General features: G+C 52.0%; 19 protein-coding genes. 5 read left to right on the top strand and 14 right to left on the bottom strand.

Translation table 11 applies throughout. The features are described from left to right. The first annotated feature begins 12 nt into the window (after positions 1–12). The 5 genes from K7B67_RS00475 (at position 13) to K7B67_RS00455 (ending at position 6692) form a co-directional block, all read left to right on the top strand. Entirely contained in the window at positions 13–507 is a 495-nt protein-coding gene (locus K7B67_RS00475) for a protein disulfide oxidoreductase (protein WP_252178407.1), read from the top strand. Continuing rightward, positions 504–1907 (top strand): TolC family protein, encoded by a 1404-nt coding sequence (locus K7B67_RS00470; protein WP_252178406.1) that lies wholly within the window; start codon positions 504–506, stop codon positions 1905–1907. Before K7B67_RS00475 ends, K7B67_RS00470 begins: the two co-directional genes overlap by 4 nt. Position 1908: 1 nt before the next feature. Continuing rightward, positions 1909–3123: an efflux RND transporter periplasmic adaptor subunit gene (locus K7B67_RS00465; protein WP_252178405.1), complete on the top strand. Its 1215-nt coding sequence runs from the start codon at positions 1909–1911 to the stop codon at positions 3121–3123. Next, a complete protein-coding gene (locus K7B67_RS00460; protein ID WP_252178404.1) occupies positions 3120–6239 on the top strand; it encodes an efflux RND transporter permease subunit in 3120 nt (1039 codons plus the stop codon). The genes K7B67_RS00465 and K7B67_RS00460 overlap by 4 nt, the downstream gene beginning before the upstream one ends. Positions 6240–6548: 309 nt before the next feature. Beyond that, positions 6549–6692, top strand: a complete 144-nt coding sequence (locus tag K7B67_RS00455) for a hypothetical protein (RefSeq protein WP_252178403.1) — start codon at positions 6549–6551, stop codon at positions 6690–6692. Positions 6693–6865: 173 nt separating this feature from the next. Here the strand turns inward: K7B67_RS00455 and lipA are convergent, their stop codons facing one another. From lipA to K7B67_RS00380, 14 genes are all read right to left on the bottom strand, one after another. Then, a complete protein-coding gene (gene lipA, locus K7B67_RS00450) occupies positions 6866–7867 on the bottom strand; it encodes a lipoyl synthase (protein WP_252178402.1) in 1002 nt (333 codons plus the stop codon). Then, on the bottom strand, positions 7864–8517 hold the full coding sequence (gene lipB / locus K7B67_RS00445) for a lipoyl(octanoyl) transferase LipB (protein WP_252178401.1): 654 nt from the start codon (positions 8515–8517) through the stop codon (positions 7864–7866). Before lipB ends, lipA begins: the two co-directional genes overlap by 4 nt. Further along, the gene (locus K7B67_RS00440) at positions 8517–8783 is read right to left on the bottom strand and encodes a DUF493 domain-containing protein (protein ID WP_252178400.1); all 267 of its coding nucleotides are present in this window, start codon (positions 8781–8783) and stop codon (positions 8517–8519) included. The genes lipB and K7B67_RS00440 overlap by 1 nt, the downstream gene beginning before the upstream one ends. 75 nt (positions 8784–8858) lie before the next feature. Then, positions 8859–10076, bottom strand: coding sequence for a D-alanyl-D-alanine carboxypeptidase family protein (locus tag K7B67_RS00435; protein ID WP_252178399.1), 1218 nt, complete (start codon positions 10074–10076; stop codon positions 8859–8861). Between the two features lie 132 nt (positions 10077–10208). Beyond that, a complete protein-coding gene (locus tag K7B67_RS23810; protein WP_276576715.1) occupies positions 10209–11006 on the bottom strand; it encodes a septal ring lytic transglycosylase RlpA family protein in 798 nt (265 codons plus the stop codon). A 164-nt stretch (positions 11007–11170) separates the two neighbouring features. Further along, positions 11171–12268: a lytic murein transglycosylase B gene (gene mltB, locus K7B67_RS00420; RefSeq protein WP_252178398.1), complete on the bottom strand. Its 1098-nt coding sequence runs from the start codon at positions 12266–12268 to the stop codon at positions 11171–11173. Positions 12269–12399: 131 nt separating this feature from the next. Beyond that, positions 12400–13548: a rod shape-determining protein RodA gene (gene rodA / locus K7B67_RS00415; protein WP_252178397.1), complete on the bottom strand. Its 1149-nt coding sequence runs from the start codon at positions 13546–13548 to the stop codon at positions 12400–12402. Next, on the bottom strand, positions 13545–15410 hold the full coding sequence (mrdA, locus tag K7B67_RS00410) for a penicillin-binding protein 2 (RefSeq protein WP_252178396.1): 1866 nt from the start codon (positions 15408–15410) through the stop codon (positions 13545–13547). The genes rodA and mrdA overlap by 4 nt, the downstream gene beginning before the upstream one ends. A gap of 26 nt (positions 15411–15436) precedes the next feature. After that, positions 15437–15904, bottom strand: coding sequence for a 23S rRNA (pseudouridine(1915)-N(3))-methyltransferase RlmH (gene rlmH / locus K7B67_RS00405; RefSeq protein ID WP_252178395.1), 468 nt, complete (start codon positions 15902–15904; stop codon positions 15437–15439). Continuing rightward, on the bottom strand, positions 15904–16254 hold the full coding sequence (rsfS, locus tag K7B67_RS00400; RefSeq protein WP_252178394.1) for a ribosome silencing factor: 351 nt from the start codon (positions 16252–16254) through the stop codon (positions 15904–15906). Before rsfS ends, rlmH begins: the two co-directional genes overlap by 1 nt. Before the next feature lie 148 nt (positions 16255–16402). Further along, positions 16403–17665, bottom strand: coding sequence for a glutamate-5-semialdehyde dehydrogenase (locus K7B67_RS00395; protein ID WP_256484651.1), 1263 nt, complete (start codon positions 17663–17665; stop codon positions 16403–16405). Positions 17666–17788: 123 nt separating this feature from the next. Next, positions 17789–18895 carry an ABC transporter ATP-binding protein gene (locus tag K7B67_RS00390; protein WP_252178393.1) on the bottom strand — a complete coding sequence of 369 codons (1107 nt, stop codon included), beginning with the start codon at positions 18893–18895 and terminating at the stop codon, positions 17789–17791. Continuing rightward, positions 18873–19145: a hypothetical protein gene (locus K7B67_RS00385; protein ID WP_252178392.1), complete on the bottom strand. Its 273-nt coding sequence runs from the start codon at positions 19143–19145 to the stop codon at positions 18873–18875. The genes K7B67_RS00390 and K7B67_RS00385 overlap by 23 nt, the downstream gene beginning before the upstream one ends. Continuing rightward, positions 19136–19564 (bottom strand): hypothetical protein, encoded by a 429-nt coding sequence (locus tag K7B67_RS00380; protein WP_252178391.1) that lies wholly within the window; start codon positions 19562–19564, stop codon positions 19136–19138. The genes K7B67_RS00385 and K7B67_RS00380 overlap by 10 nt, the downstream gene beginning before the upstream one ends. Between the last annotated feature and the right edge of the window lie 119 nt (positions 19565–19683).

Below are 19683 nucleotides of genomic sequence, written 5' to 3'. Positions count from 1 at the left end.
GGATTTCAGGGCATGCGTTTTGGCAAATTCATTCGGGAAGCCTTTTTCACCCTGCTGATCGGGGCCGCAGTAATGACGGCATATAACGTCTATCTGCAAAAAGACATGCCTTCAGGCATGGCTCCAGAGCTGCGCGCGATGCCTGTTAACGGAGCAGAAGTCGACCTTTACAAGCTGTCTGAAGAAAAGCCGGTGCTGCTTTATTTCTGGGCCAGCTGGTGCCGGGTCTGTCACTGGGTCAGCCCTGCGGTCAGTGATTTGTCAGAAGAGTATCAGGTCGTTACCGTGGCCCTGGTCTCGGGCAACAATGAGAAAGTGGCCCGGTATCTCAATGCCAAAGGGTTACACTTCCCTGTCATTAATGATCCTGAGGGCTCTATCAGCAGAGCCTGGAATGTCAGCGTAACGCCTTCCATTTTTATTATCAGAAACGGTGAAATCAAGTCCATCACCACGGGCTACACCAGCAAGGCGGGAATGCTCGCAAGGTTATGGATGAATCAATGAAATACCCATGCTATCTGACACTGGGAGGCTTGCTTCTCCTGATGTCGGGTTGTGCCACGCACAACCCCTTATCGCCACCAGAAACGTCTCTGCCTGCGGCTTTTTCTCAGTCCGGCAATAAAGCTCAAACCAACCTTTGGTGGCAAAGTTTTAACGACCCCCGGCTTAACATCCTTATTGAAAAAGCATTGACTGATAACTTCAGTCTGAAAGCGGCAACGGACAGGCTTCATCAGGCCCGGGCGGTTGCCAGACAGTCCGGGGCAGCATCGGTTCCCAGCATTGATGCAACCTTCGACGCCCGCCACAGCCGTCAGTCTTCCGGTAATACCGATCAATTTCAGATTGGCTTGATGGCGAGCTATGAAATTGACCTCTGGTCACGTCTGGCAGCCAGTGAAGCCTCGGCAATGTTCGATTTTCTGGCCAGCCGTGAAGCACTGGCCACTGCAAAAATAACATTGTCGTCTGAAGTGGCTCGTCACTGGTACGAACTGGTGACCCAGGAGTCCCTGATCAAGCTCTACGACCAGCAGATTGAAAACCTGACCCGTCAACTGTCCGTGATTGAGCTGCGATTCCGATACGGCCAGACACCGGCAGAAGACCTGTTGCAACAACGACAGCTGCTGGAAAATCTTAATGCCAAAAGACTCGCTGCCGAGCATCAGAAGCAACTGATCTCCCAGCAGCTGGCCCTGCTGACGGGGACAACGGAGCTGCCTTCAATGGCTATCCCGGAAACTCCGGAACTGAAACCTCTACCTTCTACAGGCGTACCGGCTGACTTACTGAGTCGTCGTCCGGATCTGAAACAGGCCTGGTTTAAGGTCGAGAGCCAAAACCAACAATTAATCATGGCCGAGGCCGACCGGTTACCTCAAATCAAACTCACAGCCTCATTGTTATCCAGCAGCTCGAACCTGTCTTCCCTGATGAATGACTGGGCAACCACTCTTGCGGCTGGACTGATAGCGCCCCTCTTTGATGGCGGGATGCGAAAGACCGAAGTCGAACGTCAGGAAGCTGCTTTGAGCGAATCTCTGAACACCTACTCGCAAGCAGTGCTTGAAGCTTTTACGGAAGTAGAAACAGCACTGACCCGTGAACAGTCGGAGCAACAGCAACTGGAAAGTATTGATAAACAGTTGTCGTTAGCGTTAAAAACAGAGCAGTTTAAACTGACCCGCTATCAAAATGGCGACAGCACTTTTCTTGAAGTGTTAACTGCACAACACAGCAGACTGGATCTGGAACAACAGAAACTGATCAGCAAGGGCAACCTTCTGGCTGAGCGCATTCAACTTCACCGGGCTCTGGCGGGTGACCTGAATACGGAAACCATTCGGAATGAAAGCATGGTAAGCACGGAACAAAATAAGGCTCAGGTCTCACACTAAAATGAAAATGAATGCATCGACCCAACACCTGAAAAAGCTTGCGGCACCGCTATTAGTTCTTGCCGTCTCAGTGACCATTGCATGGCAACTGATGACCACCTCCCCCAAAGCCAGTCGTGACGAACCTGAAAAACAAGCGCAAATGGTGGAGACGGTTACCGTTGAGAGACAAACCGTCAATATTCGTGTCAGTGGCCTGGGTACTGTTATTCCCAGTCAGTCTGTCACTCTTTATCCAGAGGTCAGCGGCAAGGTGGACAGTATCCTTAATGGCCTGATACCCGGCTCCCGGGTCAGGGAAGGTGAGCTGCTTGTGGCCCTGGATCAGGATGAATATAAGATTCTTGTCCGGGAACAGGAGGCAGCTGTCGCACAGGCATTGTCGGAATTGAAGCTGGAGCAGGGACAGCAAAATATTGCCCGGCAGGAGTATGAACTGACCGGCAATAAACTCTCCCCGGAAGAAGAAGCCCTGGTGCTCAGGCAGCCGCAACTGGAAGCTGCCAAAGCCGCCTTAAGTGAGGCTCAGGCGAATCTGGATCAGGCAAAACTGAACCTGAGTCGTACACAGATCACCGCACCGTTTAACAGTCAGGTCATCAACAACACCGTTTATCCGGGCAGTCAGGTCAGCAATAGTACCGCTTTGATGGAGCTGATCTCAACGGATCGCTTCTGGATAGCCATGGAAGTGCCTGTCGGGCAACTGAAATGGCTAAACTTTGCCAACGCAGGACAGACTGGCAGCACTGTGAAAATCACCAGCCCACAATGGCGTGAAGACTTTCGTAAAGGGACCTTGATCTCCGTATCCCCCGAACTGAACGACGGCTCTCTTATGGCAAAAGTCATTATTGAGATTCAGGACCCGCTGGCGCAACGGGAAGAAAATAAAGGAAAACCTGCCGTGCTGGTAAACGACCTGCTGCGGGCGGAGATTGTCGGCAAAAAAGTGGACCATGCCTTTGTCGTGCCTGAAGCACTGATCAGAAACAGCAATCGGGTCTGGGTGTTAGCTGAAAATAACACACTGGAAATCCGTACTCTGTCGCCCGTATACCGTGATTCCGAAAAAGCCATCATGCTTTCAGGGCTTGAAGATGGCGACCAACTGATCAGCTCTTCACTGACCACGCCTGTTAATGGCTTACCGCTACAAACAGCAGAAAAGCCTTTAGCAGCAGAAAAGCCTTTAGTTGCAGGTAAACAGCCATGAGCGGCATCAATGAAAATAAAGGCGCTATCGCCTGGATGGCCCGAGACCGGATCACCCCGAACCTGTTGATGCTGTTTCTGATCATCGGCGGCCTGTTTGTCACCTGGGGCATTAAGAAAGAAATCATGCCTGAGTTCGAGATTGACTGGATCGAGGTGTCTGTCAGTTATTCAGGGGCAACACCTGAAGAGATTGACCTAGGTATTGTGTTACCGGTTGAAAATGCCATTCGGGGCATTGAAGGCATTGATGAGATCCACTCAAGGTCCGTTTCAGGTTCAGCCGCAATCTACGTCAGTGTGATCGAAGGGCATGATGCCAACCAGTTACTTCAGGAAATCGATCAGGCAGTGAACCGACTCAGCACGTTGCCTAAAGACTCGGAAAAACCCCGGATAACCGTGCTCAGCCGTAAAAAAGAGGTCATGGAAATCATGATCTACGGTGATGTCGATAAGCGCATTTTGCGCACCGTTACAGAAAACGTCCGCGACCGTTTTCTACAAGATCCCGGACTCACTCAGGTTGAACTGGATCTGGCGCCCGGACATGAGATCCGGGTCAGTCTTGATCAAGACCAGCTGCAGCGCTACGAATTGACTCTGGAGGAAGTCTCTGACGCCATCAGCCATCACGCTTTTGATCAAACCTCCGGAGAAATTAATGCCACCGGAGGCGACATCAGCGTCCGGGTGCAGGAACGTCGTGAACAGGCTGACGCTTTCCGTGATGTTCCGATCAAAACATTGCCCAGTGGCAGCATACTGACATTAGGCGACATCGCCAAACTCACTAATGATTTCGACGACGATGGTATGGAAGCCCGTTATAACGGCCACCTGGCCGCCGGACTCACCGTTTACCGTATCGGTGACCAAACCCCCATCGGGGTATCGGATACCGTAAGAGCCATTCTTCCTGAAATACAGGCGCAATTGCCTCCCGGAGTCAGCATCGCGATCACCGACGATGACTCGGTAAACTTCAAGAACCAGATGGATCTGTTGCTGAAAAATGCCTTCCTGGGGCTGTTGCTGGTACTGGTGCTGCTGAGCTTGTTTCTGGAGTACCGTCTGGCGTTCTGGGTCACTATGGGAATTCCGACGTCCTTCCTGGGCGCTATGCTGTTGCTGCCCGGAATGGATGTTTCTATCAACATTATTTCCATGTTTGCCTTTATCATCGCCCTTGGGATTGTGGTGGATGATGCCATTATTGCCGGTGAAAACATCTACCACCGTCGTCAGGAAGGAATGGGCTTTTCCAGGGCTGCGATTCTCGGGGCCAGGGATGTCGCCGTACCACTGACGTTCAGTATCCTGACCAATATGGTGGCCTTTCTGCCGATTCTCACTCTGCCCGGCATGTTGGGTAAACTGCATCAGGCGACTCCGTTAGTAGTCATCAGCGTATTTGCCATCTCCTGGATCGAGGCCCTGTTTATTCTCCCCGCCCACCTGGGGCAAAGCAAAGACAAGCCAAAAGGTAAGATTGGGCAGCGACTGGACAACCTTCAGCAAAGTGTTGATAAACGATTAACGTCTTTTATAGAGACAAAATACAAGCCGGCGCTAAACAGCGTTCTCGATCGAAAATACCTGTCACTGTCCGTTGCCCTGGCCATTGTCGTACTGGTGGGAGCCTGGCAGGCCAGTGGCAGGCTGGGCTTTTATCTGATGCCCAGAACCGATGCCAACTTTGTCAGGGTCACTGCGGTTCATCCATACGGCAGTCCGGAAAGCAAAATCAGGGAAACACTGGCCATTATTGAAGCGGGCGCTCAGAAAGTGGCCAGAGAAAATGGCGGTGATCAACTGGTTAGCGGTATCACCACCATGATTGATAACGACATGATCAGAGTTTCTATGAACCTGACAGCTCATAATGTTCGCCCGATCAATACGGCGGAAGTCGCCAACCTGTGGCGGGAAGCCAATGGCGAACTGACCGACCTGCTGAGCATCAGTTACAGTACCACCGGCCATGGTCCGGGAGGTGATCCGGCCCTGACCGTTGAACTTAGCCACACGGACACAACGGTTCTTCAGCAGGCCAGTGAATCCCTCTCAGGGCAACTCGAGCAGTTTAGCGGCGTCACGGATATTTCCAGCAGTTTCGCCAGTGGCAATCCTCAGCTGGATATCCGTATCAGTGAAGAAGGCATGGCCCTGGGACTCACTGCCGATGATATTTCACAACAGTTGCGCAATGCCCTCTTTGGTGTGACGGCTATAAAACAACAGGATGGAAGGAACGAAGTCTCAGTAAAAGTTATGTTGAACGAAGGGCTGAGGCAGAGTGAAGCGGACCTTCTCAATATGATGATCCGTACTGACGACGGCAGCTATATTCCCCTGACCCGTGTTGCAGCCATTGGCAACAGTATTGCACCGTCAAGCGTCATCCGCAGGGATGGCAATAGAACCGTTGATATTACTGCAGAAGTGAACCCGAGAGGCTCGACACCGCAGGTCATCAGCTCTTTGGAAAACCATGTGTTTGACGTGCTCAAGGCAAAATATCCGGGACTGCAAATCACCCTGGGAGGAGACCAGAAACATGCGAAAAGAAGCATGAGCGCACTGTTAAACTCAAGCCTGCTGGCCATGCTGCTGATCTACGCTCTGCTGGCGATACCTTTCCAGAGCTTTACTCAGCCGCTGCTGGTCATGGCAGCCATTCCTTTTGGACTGGTGGGCGCGTTCCTGGGTCATATGATTCTGGGCCACACCCTGAGTATGATCAGTTTTATGGGCGTCGTGGCGCTCTGTGGTGTTGTGGTGAACGACAGTCTTATTCTACTCACTACCTACAACAAACACAGAAAGGATGGCAAAGATTGGCGAGCAGCGATTACCCAGGCCGCAACCCGACGATTCCGCCCCATTATTCTAACGACACTGACCACCTTTGGTGGCTTAGCCCCGATGATTTTCGAGACCTCCCGGGAAGCTCAGATGGTCATCCCCATGGCGATTTCACTGGGCTTTGGTATTCTCTTTGCCACTTTTATCACTCTGGCGATTATTCCCTGCCTGATTGGGGTTGGGCATGATCTCAAAAGCTGGCTTCAGGAAAGACGAGGGGGTGGAGCCACTTTTAGCTCAAACATCTGATGGAAAAAGGCCGCGATAGCGGCCTTTTTCTGAGGGCTAACTGTTGGGTGGCCACTTCCCGCTTCGTTCACATACTTCAGAGTTTTGCGAAATCCTTTAGTGCAGCCAGGCCTTGATATCCATACAGCCCCCTCGTTCATCCTAAGCGGAGTCGAAGGGCGCTCAGGGTGAACGTTACCCGTCAATTACATTGAAAGCGCGTACCAGTTTGTTAAGTGAGGTATGCATTACCACGCAGAGCGTGGGAACGAGGGAACTCCAATGGTTTGACTCGGAACTCCGATGGTTTGACTCAGGAACTCCGATGGTTTGACCCTGAACTCCGATGGTTTGACTCAGAACTCCGATGGTTTGACTCAGAACTCCGATGGTTTGACCCTGAACTCCGATGGTTTGACTCAGGAACTCCGATGGTTTGACCTGGAACTCCGATGGTTTGGGCAAGCCGATTAACACCCTGATGACAGGAAAATTATCTCGGATTTGACTGTCACAGGAGTCCAGAAAAAAGTAACCCCTCGCAGTGCGCTGATCTGACGGGAAGCGGGAGGGGTATTATTAAGCAGAAATATGGCGTAACTATCGGCAAAACCAAACATTAACGACCGATTGTTTACTACCAGTCATTAACCCAAACCCACATTATTCTTCTGCAATACCTGCTCAGCACGATAACTCGAGCGCACCAGGGCACCGGCCACGACTTCAACAAACCCTCTTTCCAGCCCCCACTGTCGATATTTTTCAAACTCTTCCGGCGTCACATAACGCTCAATGGGCAAATGGTTTTTGGTGGGTTGCAGGTACTGACCCAGGGTCAGGATATCGCAATCAATAGCCCTGAGATCGTCCATGGTCTCGATGATCTCTTCCTCGGTTTCACCCAAACCCAGCATCAGGCTGGTTTTGGTGAGTACATCAGGACGATATTTTTTCGAGTGAGCCAGAACATCCAGCGTCTGTTCATAGCTGGCACGTGGATCACGAACAGGATGTGTCAGTCGTTTAACGGTTTCGACGTTTTGGGCAAAAACAGCAATACCGCTGTCGACTACGGTTTCTACATCAGCCAATACGCCGAGGAAATCCGGGGTCAGTGCTTCAACATCGGTTTCAGGATTGACTTCCTTCACACGTTTTACGACAGCGGCATAGTGACCGGCACCGCCGTCTTCCAGATCGTCGCGGTTAACAGAAGTCAGAACCAGGTATTTCAGGTTCATCAGCTTAACACTGTTGGCCGTATGATCCGGCTCATCTTTATCCAGCCAGCCTTTGGGATTACCGGTATTTACCGCACAGAAGCGGCAGGCGCGGGTACAGACATCGCCCATCAGCATGATGGTAGCGGTCCCGGAACTCCAGCATTCATTAATGTTCGGGCACATGGCTTCTTCACAAACGGTACTCAGTTTGTGCTCATGGACGGTCCCTTTGACCTCTTTGAACTTGCTGCCGTACCTGGGCTTAATCCGCAACCACTCCGGCTTGCGCATAAAAGGCTGAACCGCTTCATCGGAGCGATTGCTGGCTTTGATGCCATTCTTTATGGCCGTGATGCCTTTTTCATTGACAAACTTTTCGCCACTTTGAATGCTAACAGTTGGAATCAGGTTGCTATCGGTCATAGATTCAGCCATGTTGTACCGGTTGGTAAATCGGTTCGTTCATTGTACCCAAGTTCTTCCATCAGGCACTCAAGTAAGCGATTGCTCACTTCATCCCACTGTACCGAGTTTCGAAACTCCCTGAGCTGGGTGACCTGCAAACCCTGGTAGCCGCAGGGGTTGATTCGGGCAAACGGTTCCAAATCCATATCCAGATTGAAACTCAAACCGTGATAACTTTTCATTTGCCGGAATCGCAGCCCCAGGGCCGCAATCTTGGCACCATCAATATAAACGCCGGGGGCATCGGGTCGGGCGCAGGATTCGACACCATAACTTGAAAGAACTTTGATGATGGCGCTCTCAATCGCGGACACCACTTTCCTGGGACCACTGCCTGAGCGTCGTACATCCATCAACAGATAAACCACCAGCTGACCTGGGCCGTGATAAGTGACCTGACCTCCGCGGTCTACCCTGACCACCGGAATATCTCCGGGAGCCAGAACATGCTCGGGCTTACCGGCCTGACCCAGGGTAAAGACCGGGTCGTGCTCGACCAACCAGAATTCATCCACCGTCTGCTCATCTCTGCCTGCAGAGAAGGCTTTCATGGCTTCGAATACGGGCTCGTAGGGCTGCCTGCCCAGGTAGCGGACGTTCAGCTTCATCAAAGTACCATTTGTACCCGGCCAGTGGCTTTCAGGTCTTCGAAGATCGCTTTCAGCTGAGGTTCCCCGGTGGCCCGGATCGTCACCATAACTGATGTGTATTTGCCGGTACGGCTCTCTTTCAGCCGGAAGTTGCCATCGTAATCCGGGGCGTGCTGCCTGACGATAGCGCAGACCGCTTCCTGAAAATCCGGGGCGGCATTGCCGACAATACGGATCTCGTAATCGCAGGGAAATTCAATTTTTGGCGCTGGTTGATCGGTCATTTTTTACACTGTCTATAAATGAAATACCTTCAGGCTTGGGTCTGAAGGTATTTGTGTTTCACTTTAGCCAAATGCTCAGAACAGTCCTTTAATGAACAGCCTGATGCTATCCCACAGTCGTTTAAAGAAACCGGCACGCTCTATTGCGGTTTGTGCTCTCAGTGGGACTTCTTTGACGATTTCATCATCAATCGTCACTTTCAGAGTACCCAGCTGTTGGCCAGCCTCAACAGGCGCTTCAATCATTGGATCAATATCCAGCGTCGCTTTCAGTTTCTTACCCGTACCTCTGGGTACTGTGACAATCAGGTCATCGTCGATGGCTACGTCGACCTGATTCTGTTTACCTTTCCAGACCGGTACTGTTTCAAGCGTTACGCCACCTTTTTTGACATCCACGTTCTCGAAGAAACGGAAGCCATAGGTCAGCAGTTTCTGGGCTTCGGCAGCACGCTGTTTCTCACTCTTGGCACCCAGGACAACGGTAATTAAACGACGCCCCTCGCGTTTTGCGGTTGCCGCCAGACCGTAGCCACTGGCTTCAATATGCCCGGTCTTCAGGCCGTCAACATCTGGGTTACTCCACAGCAGACTGTTGCGGTTAGCCTGGCGACGCAATGGCTTGCCGGTTTTCTTGTCAACACCGTACTGATAATACTTTTGAGCGTAGAGCTGATAGTACTCCGGGTAATCATTGACGATATGACGAGACAGTATCGCAAGATCCCTCGCAGTGGAATAGTGGTCAGACGCAGGCCAGCCTGAGGCATTGACAAAATGGGAGTTAATCATCCCCAGTCGTCTGGCTGTGTTGTTCATCAGCTGGGCAAAGGCGTCTTCACCGCCAGCAATATGCTCCGCTATGGCGACACTGGCATCGTTACCGGAGACAATAATAATACCTTTCAACAGTTCCTGTACCGGAACCCGCTCACCCACTTCTATAAACATGGTGGAGCCGCCCATTTTCCAGGCTTTTTCGCTGATCAGCACCTCATCATCACGATGAATATTGCCAGCCGCCAGCTCCACCTCGGCGATGTAAGCGGTCATCAGTTTGGTCAGACTGGCAGGATGGAGGGTTTCATCGGGATTCCCAGCAGCCAGAATTTCTCCGCTGTCAGCATCCATCAAAATATAACTGCTGGCAGCCACCTTGGGGGCGGCAGGAATGAGGGCGGCAGCCTGAGCCTGAGCTGCTCCGGTCGCCAGAATAAACAGCATACAGGCCCACCCAGCCAACCTTTTCAGTCGTCCCTGGCTGACCCGGACAGGATTTAATCGTTTGATCATTGTAGAAATTAGCTCTGAAATTCACGGTTGTCGGGCATTATAATGTTACCGACTCATGAGTTTAAGAGAAGCTTTGAAAATAGAATGTAATATGTTTATTGACTGGTGGGTCAAGGTCAGTCTGATACGGCACTACTCACCGGCAGCATCAGTGACCTCTTCATAAACCAGGTACGGCACGTCAAAATCACCTTCATCCAGCTTATCAAGGAGTTCTTCCAGGTGCTCGGGAGTTTGCACCGGCCCAATCCGAACTCGATAATAAGGGTCGGGCTGCTCTTCCCCCTTCACTACCTTGATATCGCTGCCTATGGTTTCAGCCACCTGCCGACGCAAGACCTGAGCATAGTGGTAATTCTTCAGTGCAGCCAGTTGCACAAAGAGCTGTTGATTATCGTCTTCAGCAGTTTTGACGGCAGCAAAGGATTTCACATCAATCCCTTCTACCAGCACATTAGCAACCCCGGTATTGGCGAACCCCAGCTTAACGGCAGCTGCATAGGTAAGATCAATAATTCGATCACCATGGAAAGGTCCACGGTCGTTCACCCGCAGTACCACTGACTTGCCATTTTGACGGTTAGTCACCTTGACGTAGGAAGGCAAAGGCAAAGTCTTGTGGGCAGCTGTCATTCCATAGAGGTCGTAAACTTCACCGTTGGCTGTCTGCTTGCCATGAAATTTGGTGCCGTACCATGAGGCCACGCCTTCTTCCTCATAGCCTTTGGCAGTTTCCATTGGGGTATAGGTTACGCCATTAAGTTCATAGGGAGAATCCTTAAACTGACCGTCGTGAGTGACCGGAATGGCATCAGGGATCTGGCTGACATCCCTTTTCTCTTTGGGCGGGCCATCCTCAATGGTGACACATCCACTTAACAGCAGAAGGGTCAGCCCCAGAAAGCTTCCTGAGATGGATTTTGTGTTCAATATCAGTTTCATAGCTAGTGTACGGCTTCAATGTAATTGATGGGTTCCCTCTATCAATGGCACCCATACCATCTCGTGCTGTAGAGTCCGTTTTTCAGGAGAGGTAGCATTCCCACGCAGAGCGTGGGAACGAGGGGCTGTACGGCTATCAAGGCTTGGCTGCACTAGTTAGACGACTTCCCGGCCAATGTCTTCGCTGACTTCGACGCAGATGTGTTATAGCTGGTTTTTACATCTGTTGCCAGTTGATAAACGGCCATTGCGTAAAGCTTGCTGCGGTTATAAGTCGTAATAACATAAAAGTTATGCATTCCCAGCCAGTATTCTGGCCCCTTGTCACCTTCCAGCTTGATGGCTGCTGCCTTGGCAGATTCTGGCAAAGCAGCTACCGGACGCCAACCCGAACTTTCCAGCTGCTTGAGCGTTTTTTTCGGCCTGACAGAATCAGACACTGCTTTCTCAAATTGGTTTCCGGTGACCTTTGCCTCGCTGACAATCGGCCTCCCGGCCCTCCAGCCATTTTCACTGAGATAGTTGGCAACACTGGCAATGGCGTCTTCTTCCTGTTGCCAGATATTGGACTGGCCATCACCGGTATAATCCACGGCATAAGCCCTGTAACTGGAGGGCATAAACTGGGGTATACCCATGGCTCCAGCATAAGAGCCGGTTAAATCTGACACATCCAGTTGTTGTTCACGGGTCAGAATCAGGAACTCTTTCAACTGCTTAGTGAAAAACTTGCTGCGCGGAGGATAATCAAAGCTCAGAGTAGAAAGCGCATCAAGCACCTTGAACCCGCCTGTTTGACGACCGTAGTAAGTTTCGACACCGATGATGGCGACAATGACATGGGCTGGTACACCGTATTCTTTTTCAACTCTGGACAGCGTTTTCTCATGCGCCTCCCAGAAGGTCACACCCAGATCTACCCGCTTCTCAGTCATGAAAATCTTTCGGTAGTCTTTCCACTCCAGACGCTTCTCAGCAGGTGCGCTGATCAACTCAAGTACTCTGTCAGACTTGTTCGCCTTGGCCAGAATATCCTCCAGTTCCTGACGAGAGAAATTTTCCTCCTTCACCAACTCATCAATAAACGCCTTCACTTCCGGCTGAAGCGAATAATCAGGCTGATCATCGACTGTGCTTTTTGCAGCATCGGCCAGCACCGATCCTGTTAAAAGACAACCGCTGAATAATACACCTGCCGTTATGAGTCGAAATGGCGGCAGTTTTAAACATGTTTTTACCCTTAAGGCCATAAATCCTCCCTGCTACTACTCTGGTGAACGCGGTTAGCTGATAGAACTCCATAGGGGATAATGCCTACTTTACCGCAGTCGTGAAGAGACAACTACCGTAGCTGTGTAATAACTTTGTCAGCAGAGAAATGTTATCGACTTTGCCCCAGGAATGTTTTGTGGGTATGTATCGACATCAATAAACCAAAGCCCGCCATCAGGGTAGCCAGTGAGGTGCCGCCGCGACTCACCAGAGGCAGAGGCACCCCTACCACCGGCAGCAGGCCACTCACCATACCCAGATTAACGAAGATGTAGACAAAAAACGTCAGGGTAATACTACCTGCCAGCAGTCGGTCAAACAGAGTCTGGGCCTTGAGTGTTATAAACAATCCTCGACCAATAATCAGCGCATACAGTGCCAGTAACACCAGACAGCCCATCAGACCAAACTCTTCGGCCAGCACTGCGATAATAAAGTCAGTATGACTTTCCGGCAGAAAGTCCAGGTGTGACTGGGTTCCCAAAAGCCAGCCTTTCCCGTACAGACCGCCCGATCCTATGGCAATTTTTGACTGGATAATATTCCAGCCCGCCCCCCAGGGATCACTCTGGGGATTGAGAAAAGTCAATACCCGCTGCTTCTGATAATTGAGCATAACAAAATGCCAGAAGCCCCAGATAGAAGGAAGGGCCAGCATCAGCGCAGAAAAAATCAGTCGTTTTCTCAACCCGGCCAACAGTAATACAAACAGACCTGAAGCACCGATCAGCAGTGAGGTTCCCAAGTCGGGCTGCCTGGCAATCAGTACCACCGGAATCGCAATCAGGGTCAGTGCCACCACAATATCTTTCAAAGAAGGCGGCAGCTGCCGTTTTGAAAGATAAGTTGCCACCACAATCGGCATAATCAGCTTGATGATTTCAGAAGGCTGAAAACGGATAAAAGGCAGTTGAATCCAGCGTTGTGCTCCCTTGGAGTGAATCCCCGCCACCAGCACAGCGATCAAGAGCACGACACCTGCCATGTATATCCAGGGTGACAGACGCATCAGCAGTCGAGGCGAAACCTGGGCGATGATGATCATGCCAACAAAGCCAATGAGCATATAGACAGCCTGTCGAATGACAATGCCCATATCCTGGCCACTGGCACTGTACAAAACAAACAGACCAGCGCCACAGACAAGCGCCAGAAAACCGGCCAGCATAAAGTCGATATGCAAACGCTCTGACCAGTCCTGTGCCTTGTGAAAGCCCTGTCCTTCATCCAGCTGGCGAACAAAATCCTGACCGGTCATTGTGCGCTCCTCTTGTTTTCAGCACTGGCCTGCACCTGTTCGGCGCTGGCCAGTTTGGGTAGGAGATAAGCATCCATCACCTCCCGGGCGATATTGGAAGCGCCGTTGTTGTTCTCCAACACAACAGCCAGTGCTATCTGGGGATCTTCGACCGGTGCAAAGGCCACAAAAAGACTGTGATCCCGCTGGAATTCCTTGAGTTTCTCGGCATCGTATTCTTCCCCCTGGGGAATACTGACCACCTGGGCAGTACCGGTTTTACCGGCCATTCGATACTTCAAGCCACGGCCAATTCGCCAGTAGGCTGTACCCCGGTTGAAACTGACCACTTTTTCCATGGCATTAATCACCAGATCCCAGTGCTTCTGATCCAACTCAATATCGCCGCCCCAATCAGGGCTTTGCAGCTCAGGAATGTCGTCTTTCACCAGACGAGGCTGGACGTGTTTCCCCCGGTTGGCAATCAAGGTCACCGATTCAGCCAGTTGCATGGGAGTGGTCAGCATATAGCCCTGACCAATGATGGCAATAACGGTTTCTCCCGGATACCAGGGCTGACTGTAAGCGCCCTGCTTCCACTCTGTTGAAGGCAGCAGACCCGTTCTTTCTTCATGAATATCAATACCGCTCTTGCGCCCCATGCCAAACTGGCTGAGAAAATCGTGAAGAGGATCAATCCCTATTTTTTCAGCCATTTGATAGAAAAAGGTATCGTTGGAACGCAGAATCGCCTGATTCAAATTAATCCAGCCATCCCCCTTACGGTTCCAGTTACGGAAACGGTGATCACTGCCAGGAAGTTGGAACCAGCCTTTGTCGTAGATCCTGTCATTTTCATCCACGACGTCATTAGCCAGCAGACCCAGCGCCACCAACGGCTTAATCGTGGAAGCCGGTGGGTACTCACCCAATGTCGCACGATTATAGAGCGGCTTTTCAATATCTGTATTCAGGTCGTTGAAAGAAGCGTAATCGATGCCGGTCACAAACAGGTTGGGATCGAACGCCGGGTTACTGACCATCGCCATTACCCCACCGGTCTTGGGATCCAGCGCCACGATGGCACCTCTTCTTCCCTTCATGGCTTTAATCGCGGCATTTTGCAGATCGGTATCAATATACAAGTGAAGATCTTTGCCGGGGGTTGGATTGACACGGCTCAAAACCCTGGTCACCCGCCCACGGGCATTGACTTCAACTTCCTGATAACCCGGCTTACCCAGCAATACCGGCTCGTAAAAACGTTCCAGACCGATCTTGCCGATGGTATAAGTACCGGTATAAAGAGCAGGATCAAGGTTCTTTAATTCACGCTCGTTGATTCGTCCCACATAACCGATGCTATGGGCAAAAGCGCTGCCTTCAGGGTATTCACGCACCAGCTCGGCATTAATCTCAACACCCGGCAGGCGAAACTGGTTGACAGCAATCAGCGCCGCCTGCTTGTCATTCAAGCTGAATTTGAGTGGCACCGATTCAAAAGGCCTGCGTCGTTTTATCTGCTGAAGGAAACGATCTCGTTCATTCTCACTAACAGGGATTAACTGGCCAATATCGTCAAGCAGTTGATCAAGGTCTTCGACCCGCTCTCGCACAATAGCCAGCGTCTGGGTAGAGCGATTGGTCGCCAGCAAATGACCATTGCGATCATAGATCAGTCCCCGAACCGGAGGCACTGTCTGCAATAACACACGATTTTCTTCAGACTGGGTAGCCAACTCGTCGTATTTGATCACCTGAAGGTAGAAAAGTCTGGAAACCAGCACCATGACCAACAGGATCATGAAGACCAGTGCCAACCAGACCCGGATACTGACAATCCGTTGCTCTGCTTTGTGGTCCTTTAGGGTATTCACCGGCATCTGTTTAGCTGTCTATTTATGGCTGTCTATTTATGATAAGGGTGGTTTTTGAGGATACTCCAGGCACGATAGACCTGTTCAGCAAGAACCACCCTGACCAGCGGGTGAGGCAAAGTCAAAGGCGATAACGACCATCTGAGATCAGCCTGAGCCATGACACTGGGATGGAGCCCTTCCGGCCCGCCGACCATCAGGCTGACATTACGGCCAGAATGCATCCATTCTCCCATATTGTCTGCCAGCTTCTCTGTCGACCAGGGCTTCCCCTTGATCTCCATCGTCACTATCAGGTCGCCCTGTCCTGCTGCTGCCAGCATCTGTCCGGCTTCTTTTTCCTGCAGGCGGCTGACGTCGGCCCCTTTGCTGCGACGGTTCAGCGGAATCTCAACCAGATCCAGCCTGAGGTCAGAGCCCAGGCGTCGGCTGTATTCCCGGTAACCGTCATCAACCCAGGCCGGCATTTTGGAACCAACGGAGATCAGACGAACGCGCATCAAGACAGCTCGGTAGCCTGCTGTTCTTCACTGTGCTCCCAGAGACGCTCAAGATCATAGAATGCACGGGTGGCTGGCATCATAACGTGTACGACAACGTCGCCCATATCCACCAGAACCCATTCGGATTTTTCCTGACCTTCTGTCCCCAATGGACGAGCACCGCTTTGCTTGCACTTATCGATCACATTGTCTGCTACAGATTTCACATGACGGTTGGAAGTACCGCTGGCGATAATCATGTAATCAGTCACGCTGGTCAGCTCGGAAACGTCCAGGCAGGTAATGTCGTTGCCTTTCATCTCTTCGATAGCATCAATGACCTGTTGCTTCAGTTGTTCAGATTGCATATATCTCTTTAGAACTCGATAAAAATCAAAAGCCAGGACACAAATTGTACAGGCTTTTGTCATAATTGTTTGTTGATTAAGTACCTAAGTACTTGAAACCCATATAATAGCTGCGATCATCAATCGTTAACGGGGTGATGGCAATCCGTTATTTCCGGATATGACCGTCGCCTAATACTACATATTTCTGTGAAGTCAGTCCCTCCAGCCCAACAGGGCCACGGGCATGAATCTTGTCCGTAGAAATACCAATCTCTGCGCCCAGACCATACTCAAAACCGTCCGCAAACCGGGTGGAGGCATTGACCATGACGGAGCTGGAGTCCACTTCTCTCAGGAAGTCCCGGCCCCGGCTATAACTCTCGGTGATGATCGAATCGGTATGATGAGAGCCATAATGATTGATATGCTCGATGGCTTCGTTCATATCACCGACCAGCTTAATGGACAGTATCGGTGCCAGATATTCTGTCTGCCAGTCTTCTTCTGTAGCAGCCAAAGCACCCGGAACCTTATCACAAACCTCCGGGCAGCCTCTCAGCTCAACCCCCAGTTTCTGGTAGCGCAGTGCCAACTCAGGCAGCAGGTCAGCAGCAACGGCGCTGTTGATCAGTAACGTCTCCATGGCATTGCAGACACCGTAGCGGTGAGTTTTGGCATTCACAGCAATGGCCAGTGCTTTCTCCCGGTCAGCCAGATCGTCAATATAAACATGGCAAATACCATCCAGGTGCTTGATCACAGGAACTCTGGCATCACGACTAATGCGTTCGATCAGGCCTTTACCACCCCTTGGCACGATCACGTCAACATATTCAGGCATACTGATCAGAGCCCCGACCGCCTCACGATCCGTTGTCGCTACCACCTGAACCGCTGCTTCTGGCAGGCCAACCGATGCAAGGCCCTTCTGAATGCATTGAGCGATCGCCTTGTTAGAAGCAATGGATTCACTGCCGCCACGTAAAATCACCGCATTACCGGACTTCAGGCAGAGACTGGCAGCCTCAATGGTTACGTTGGGTCGAGACTCATAGATAATACCAATCACTCCCAGCGGCACTCGCATTTTACCCACCTGGATGCCACTGGGAACATACTTGAGATCATCAATCGTCCCCACCGGGTCGGGCAGTGAAGCCACCTGTTTCAGGTTCTCGATCATGGTATCAATACCGGCATCGGTCAGCTCCAGCCGATCCAGCAGTGCGGCATCCAGCTCCCGGCGTCGACCGTTTGCCAAATCGACAGCATTGGCTTCACGCAGTAACGGTCGAGTCGCTTCCAGCTCAGTGGCAATCGCCAGCAGGGCCTGGTTTTTCAGACCCGTATCGGCTTTAGCTACCTCGGCACTGGCTTCCCGGGCTTTTTTGCCCAGTTCATGCATATACTCTGTTACCTGTTCAGTCACTGCCTACTCCTTGTTCACCTATCAGAAAACCAGAATGCTTTTCCCACCCCGATCGGTCAGACCACTGGGTCGGGCATTATAACCTGCTGATGGTGATACAGGAATGATGCTATCGCTGCATCGTTACATCGCTGGCTGGAGTGGCTTGTCCTCTGCCAACAGCGACTCTTTTTGTATCTGATTTCTCTGGGACTGGTACATATCCAGATACAGACCCGGCTCTGCCAGCAGTTGCTGGTGAGTTCCCCGTTGCACGATGCGTCCTTTTTCCATGACCAGAATCTGATCAGCATCTTCAATCGTGGTTAAACGGTGGGCGATAGCCAGTGTGGTCCGGCCTTCCCGCAGGGTTTTCAAACCTTGCTTGATGGCCTGCTCTGTTTCGCTGTCAATATTCGCCGTTGCTTCGTCCATGATCAGAATGCCAGGATCCTGGGCCAGCGTTCTGGCAAACGACAACAGTTGTTTTTCACCACTGGACAGCGATTGCCCCCGCTCACCCAGCAACTGGGCATAACCGTCCGGCAACTTTTCTATAAATCCGGCGGCCTGAACCAGTTGCGCAGCATGCCAGACTTCTTTCTCCGTCACATGCTCGTGACCGAGATGGATGTTTTCGGCAATGCTGCCTTCAAAAACAAAGGGTTCCTGAAACACCAATCCCAATCGTCGCCTCAACTCCTCCTCAGGAAAACCGGACAGAGGCTGACCATCAATCAAAATCTGGCCACTCTGATACGGATAGAACCGCATCAGCAAGTTAACAATGGAGCTTTTGCCACTGCCGGTATGACCGACCAGGGCAATAAACTGTCCGGGCTCCGCCGTAAAGGAAACGCCGTCCAGCGCCTTGTTTTTACCGTCGTAGGACAGCTCTACCTCCCTGAATTCAATTTTTCCTTTGGTGATCAGGGAGTCCTTGACCCTTTCCTGCTCCGATTCAATGGGTTCATCCATCAGCGTAAAGACGCGCTCCGCCGATACCACCGACTGCTGAAGTACCTGCATTTGCATGGTGACCTGGGTCAGTGGCTCAAACATCCGGTCCAGATAGTTGATAAAGGCATACAACAAACCAATTTCAATCGGCCCACTCAACGCCTGCCCGGTAAAGCCTCCCACCATTAATGCCAACGCCAGGGTTGCCGCCAGATGTCCCGCGGTTTCCGCCGGGGACGGGGTCCCATCGGCGCCAAACTTGTAACCATCATCGCGCGCTGTTGATGGCATCGGTCAATGCCGCGTCGAAGGCCCCAGGGAACGTCTCGGTTACCGTGCGTTCGCCCACGCCGCTCCAATCGACGCGACTGCGGTACCGCGTATCGGCGACGAAGGCGAGTAGGCGCTCGACACGTCGACCGGTATAGCCGTGCTGTGCCGCGCCGTAGCGCCGATAGATTCCGGGCGCCAAGTGCCGCGCTTTCGCCGAACCGACGGGCACGACGAAATAGTTCGGGTTGGTCATGGCGATCAGGCGCATCCAATCCGCCAGGGGAGGTTGCCGTACTGGTCGCGCGTCTCGGACGGCGTCGGGATTGCCCGCCAGCTTGCAGGCATCCAATTCTTGCGGCGGATCTGATCCTCCACCGGTTTCGGCAGCCGGCTCCCGCCGACGATATGCGGCGCGACAACGCGATCCAAGACCGCAGCCGTGCCGTCGACACCCGACTTCGATCCGACCTTGGCAGCCAACGAGGTCTTGGTCGCCTGTTTCACCCAGACCTGTTTCGGAAGCCACGGCGTCGGACGATCGAGCTTCGCTTGCAACTCTTTCTGCTCCGCCGCACGCACGGCAAATGCGGTCGTGTTGATCGCCTTGGCCGTCGCAAACGGGATCTGCTTCGCCAGCTCGCCGACAGCCCGACGCGTATCCGCCAAACCCCTGATATCGATCTTCACACCGTCACCCTCCGCACCACCCACGTTGCCGCCAACCGCGTCACGCTGGCCGGCACGTTGACCGGCACCTCCGCCGTCGACCACCGGAACTGGCAGTGCCCGCACTTGCGACGCCGCCG

It is taken from the genome of Endozoicomonas sp. 4G, assembly GCF_023822025.1.
Classification (GTDB): domain Bacteria; phylum Pseudomonadota; class Gammaproteobacteria; order Pseudomonadales; family Endozoicomonadaceae; genus Endozoicomonas_A.
Note: the sequence above shows the minus strand (reverse complement) of the source record. Positions and strands in the feature narration are given on the sequence as shown.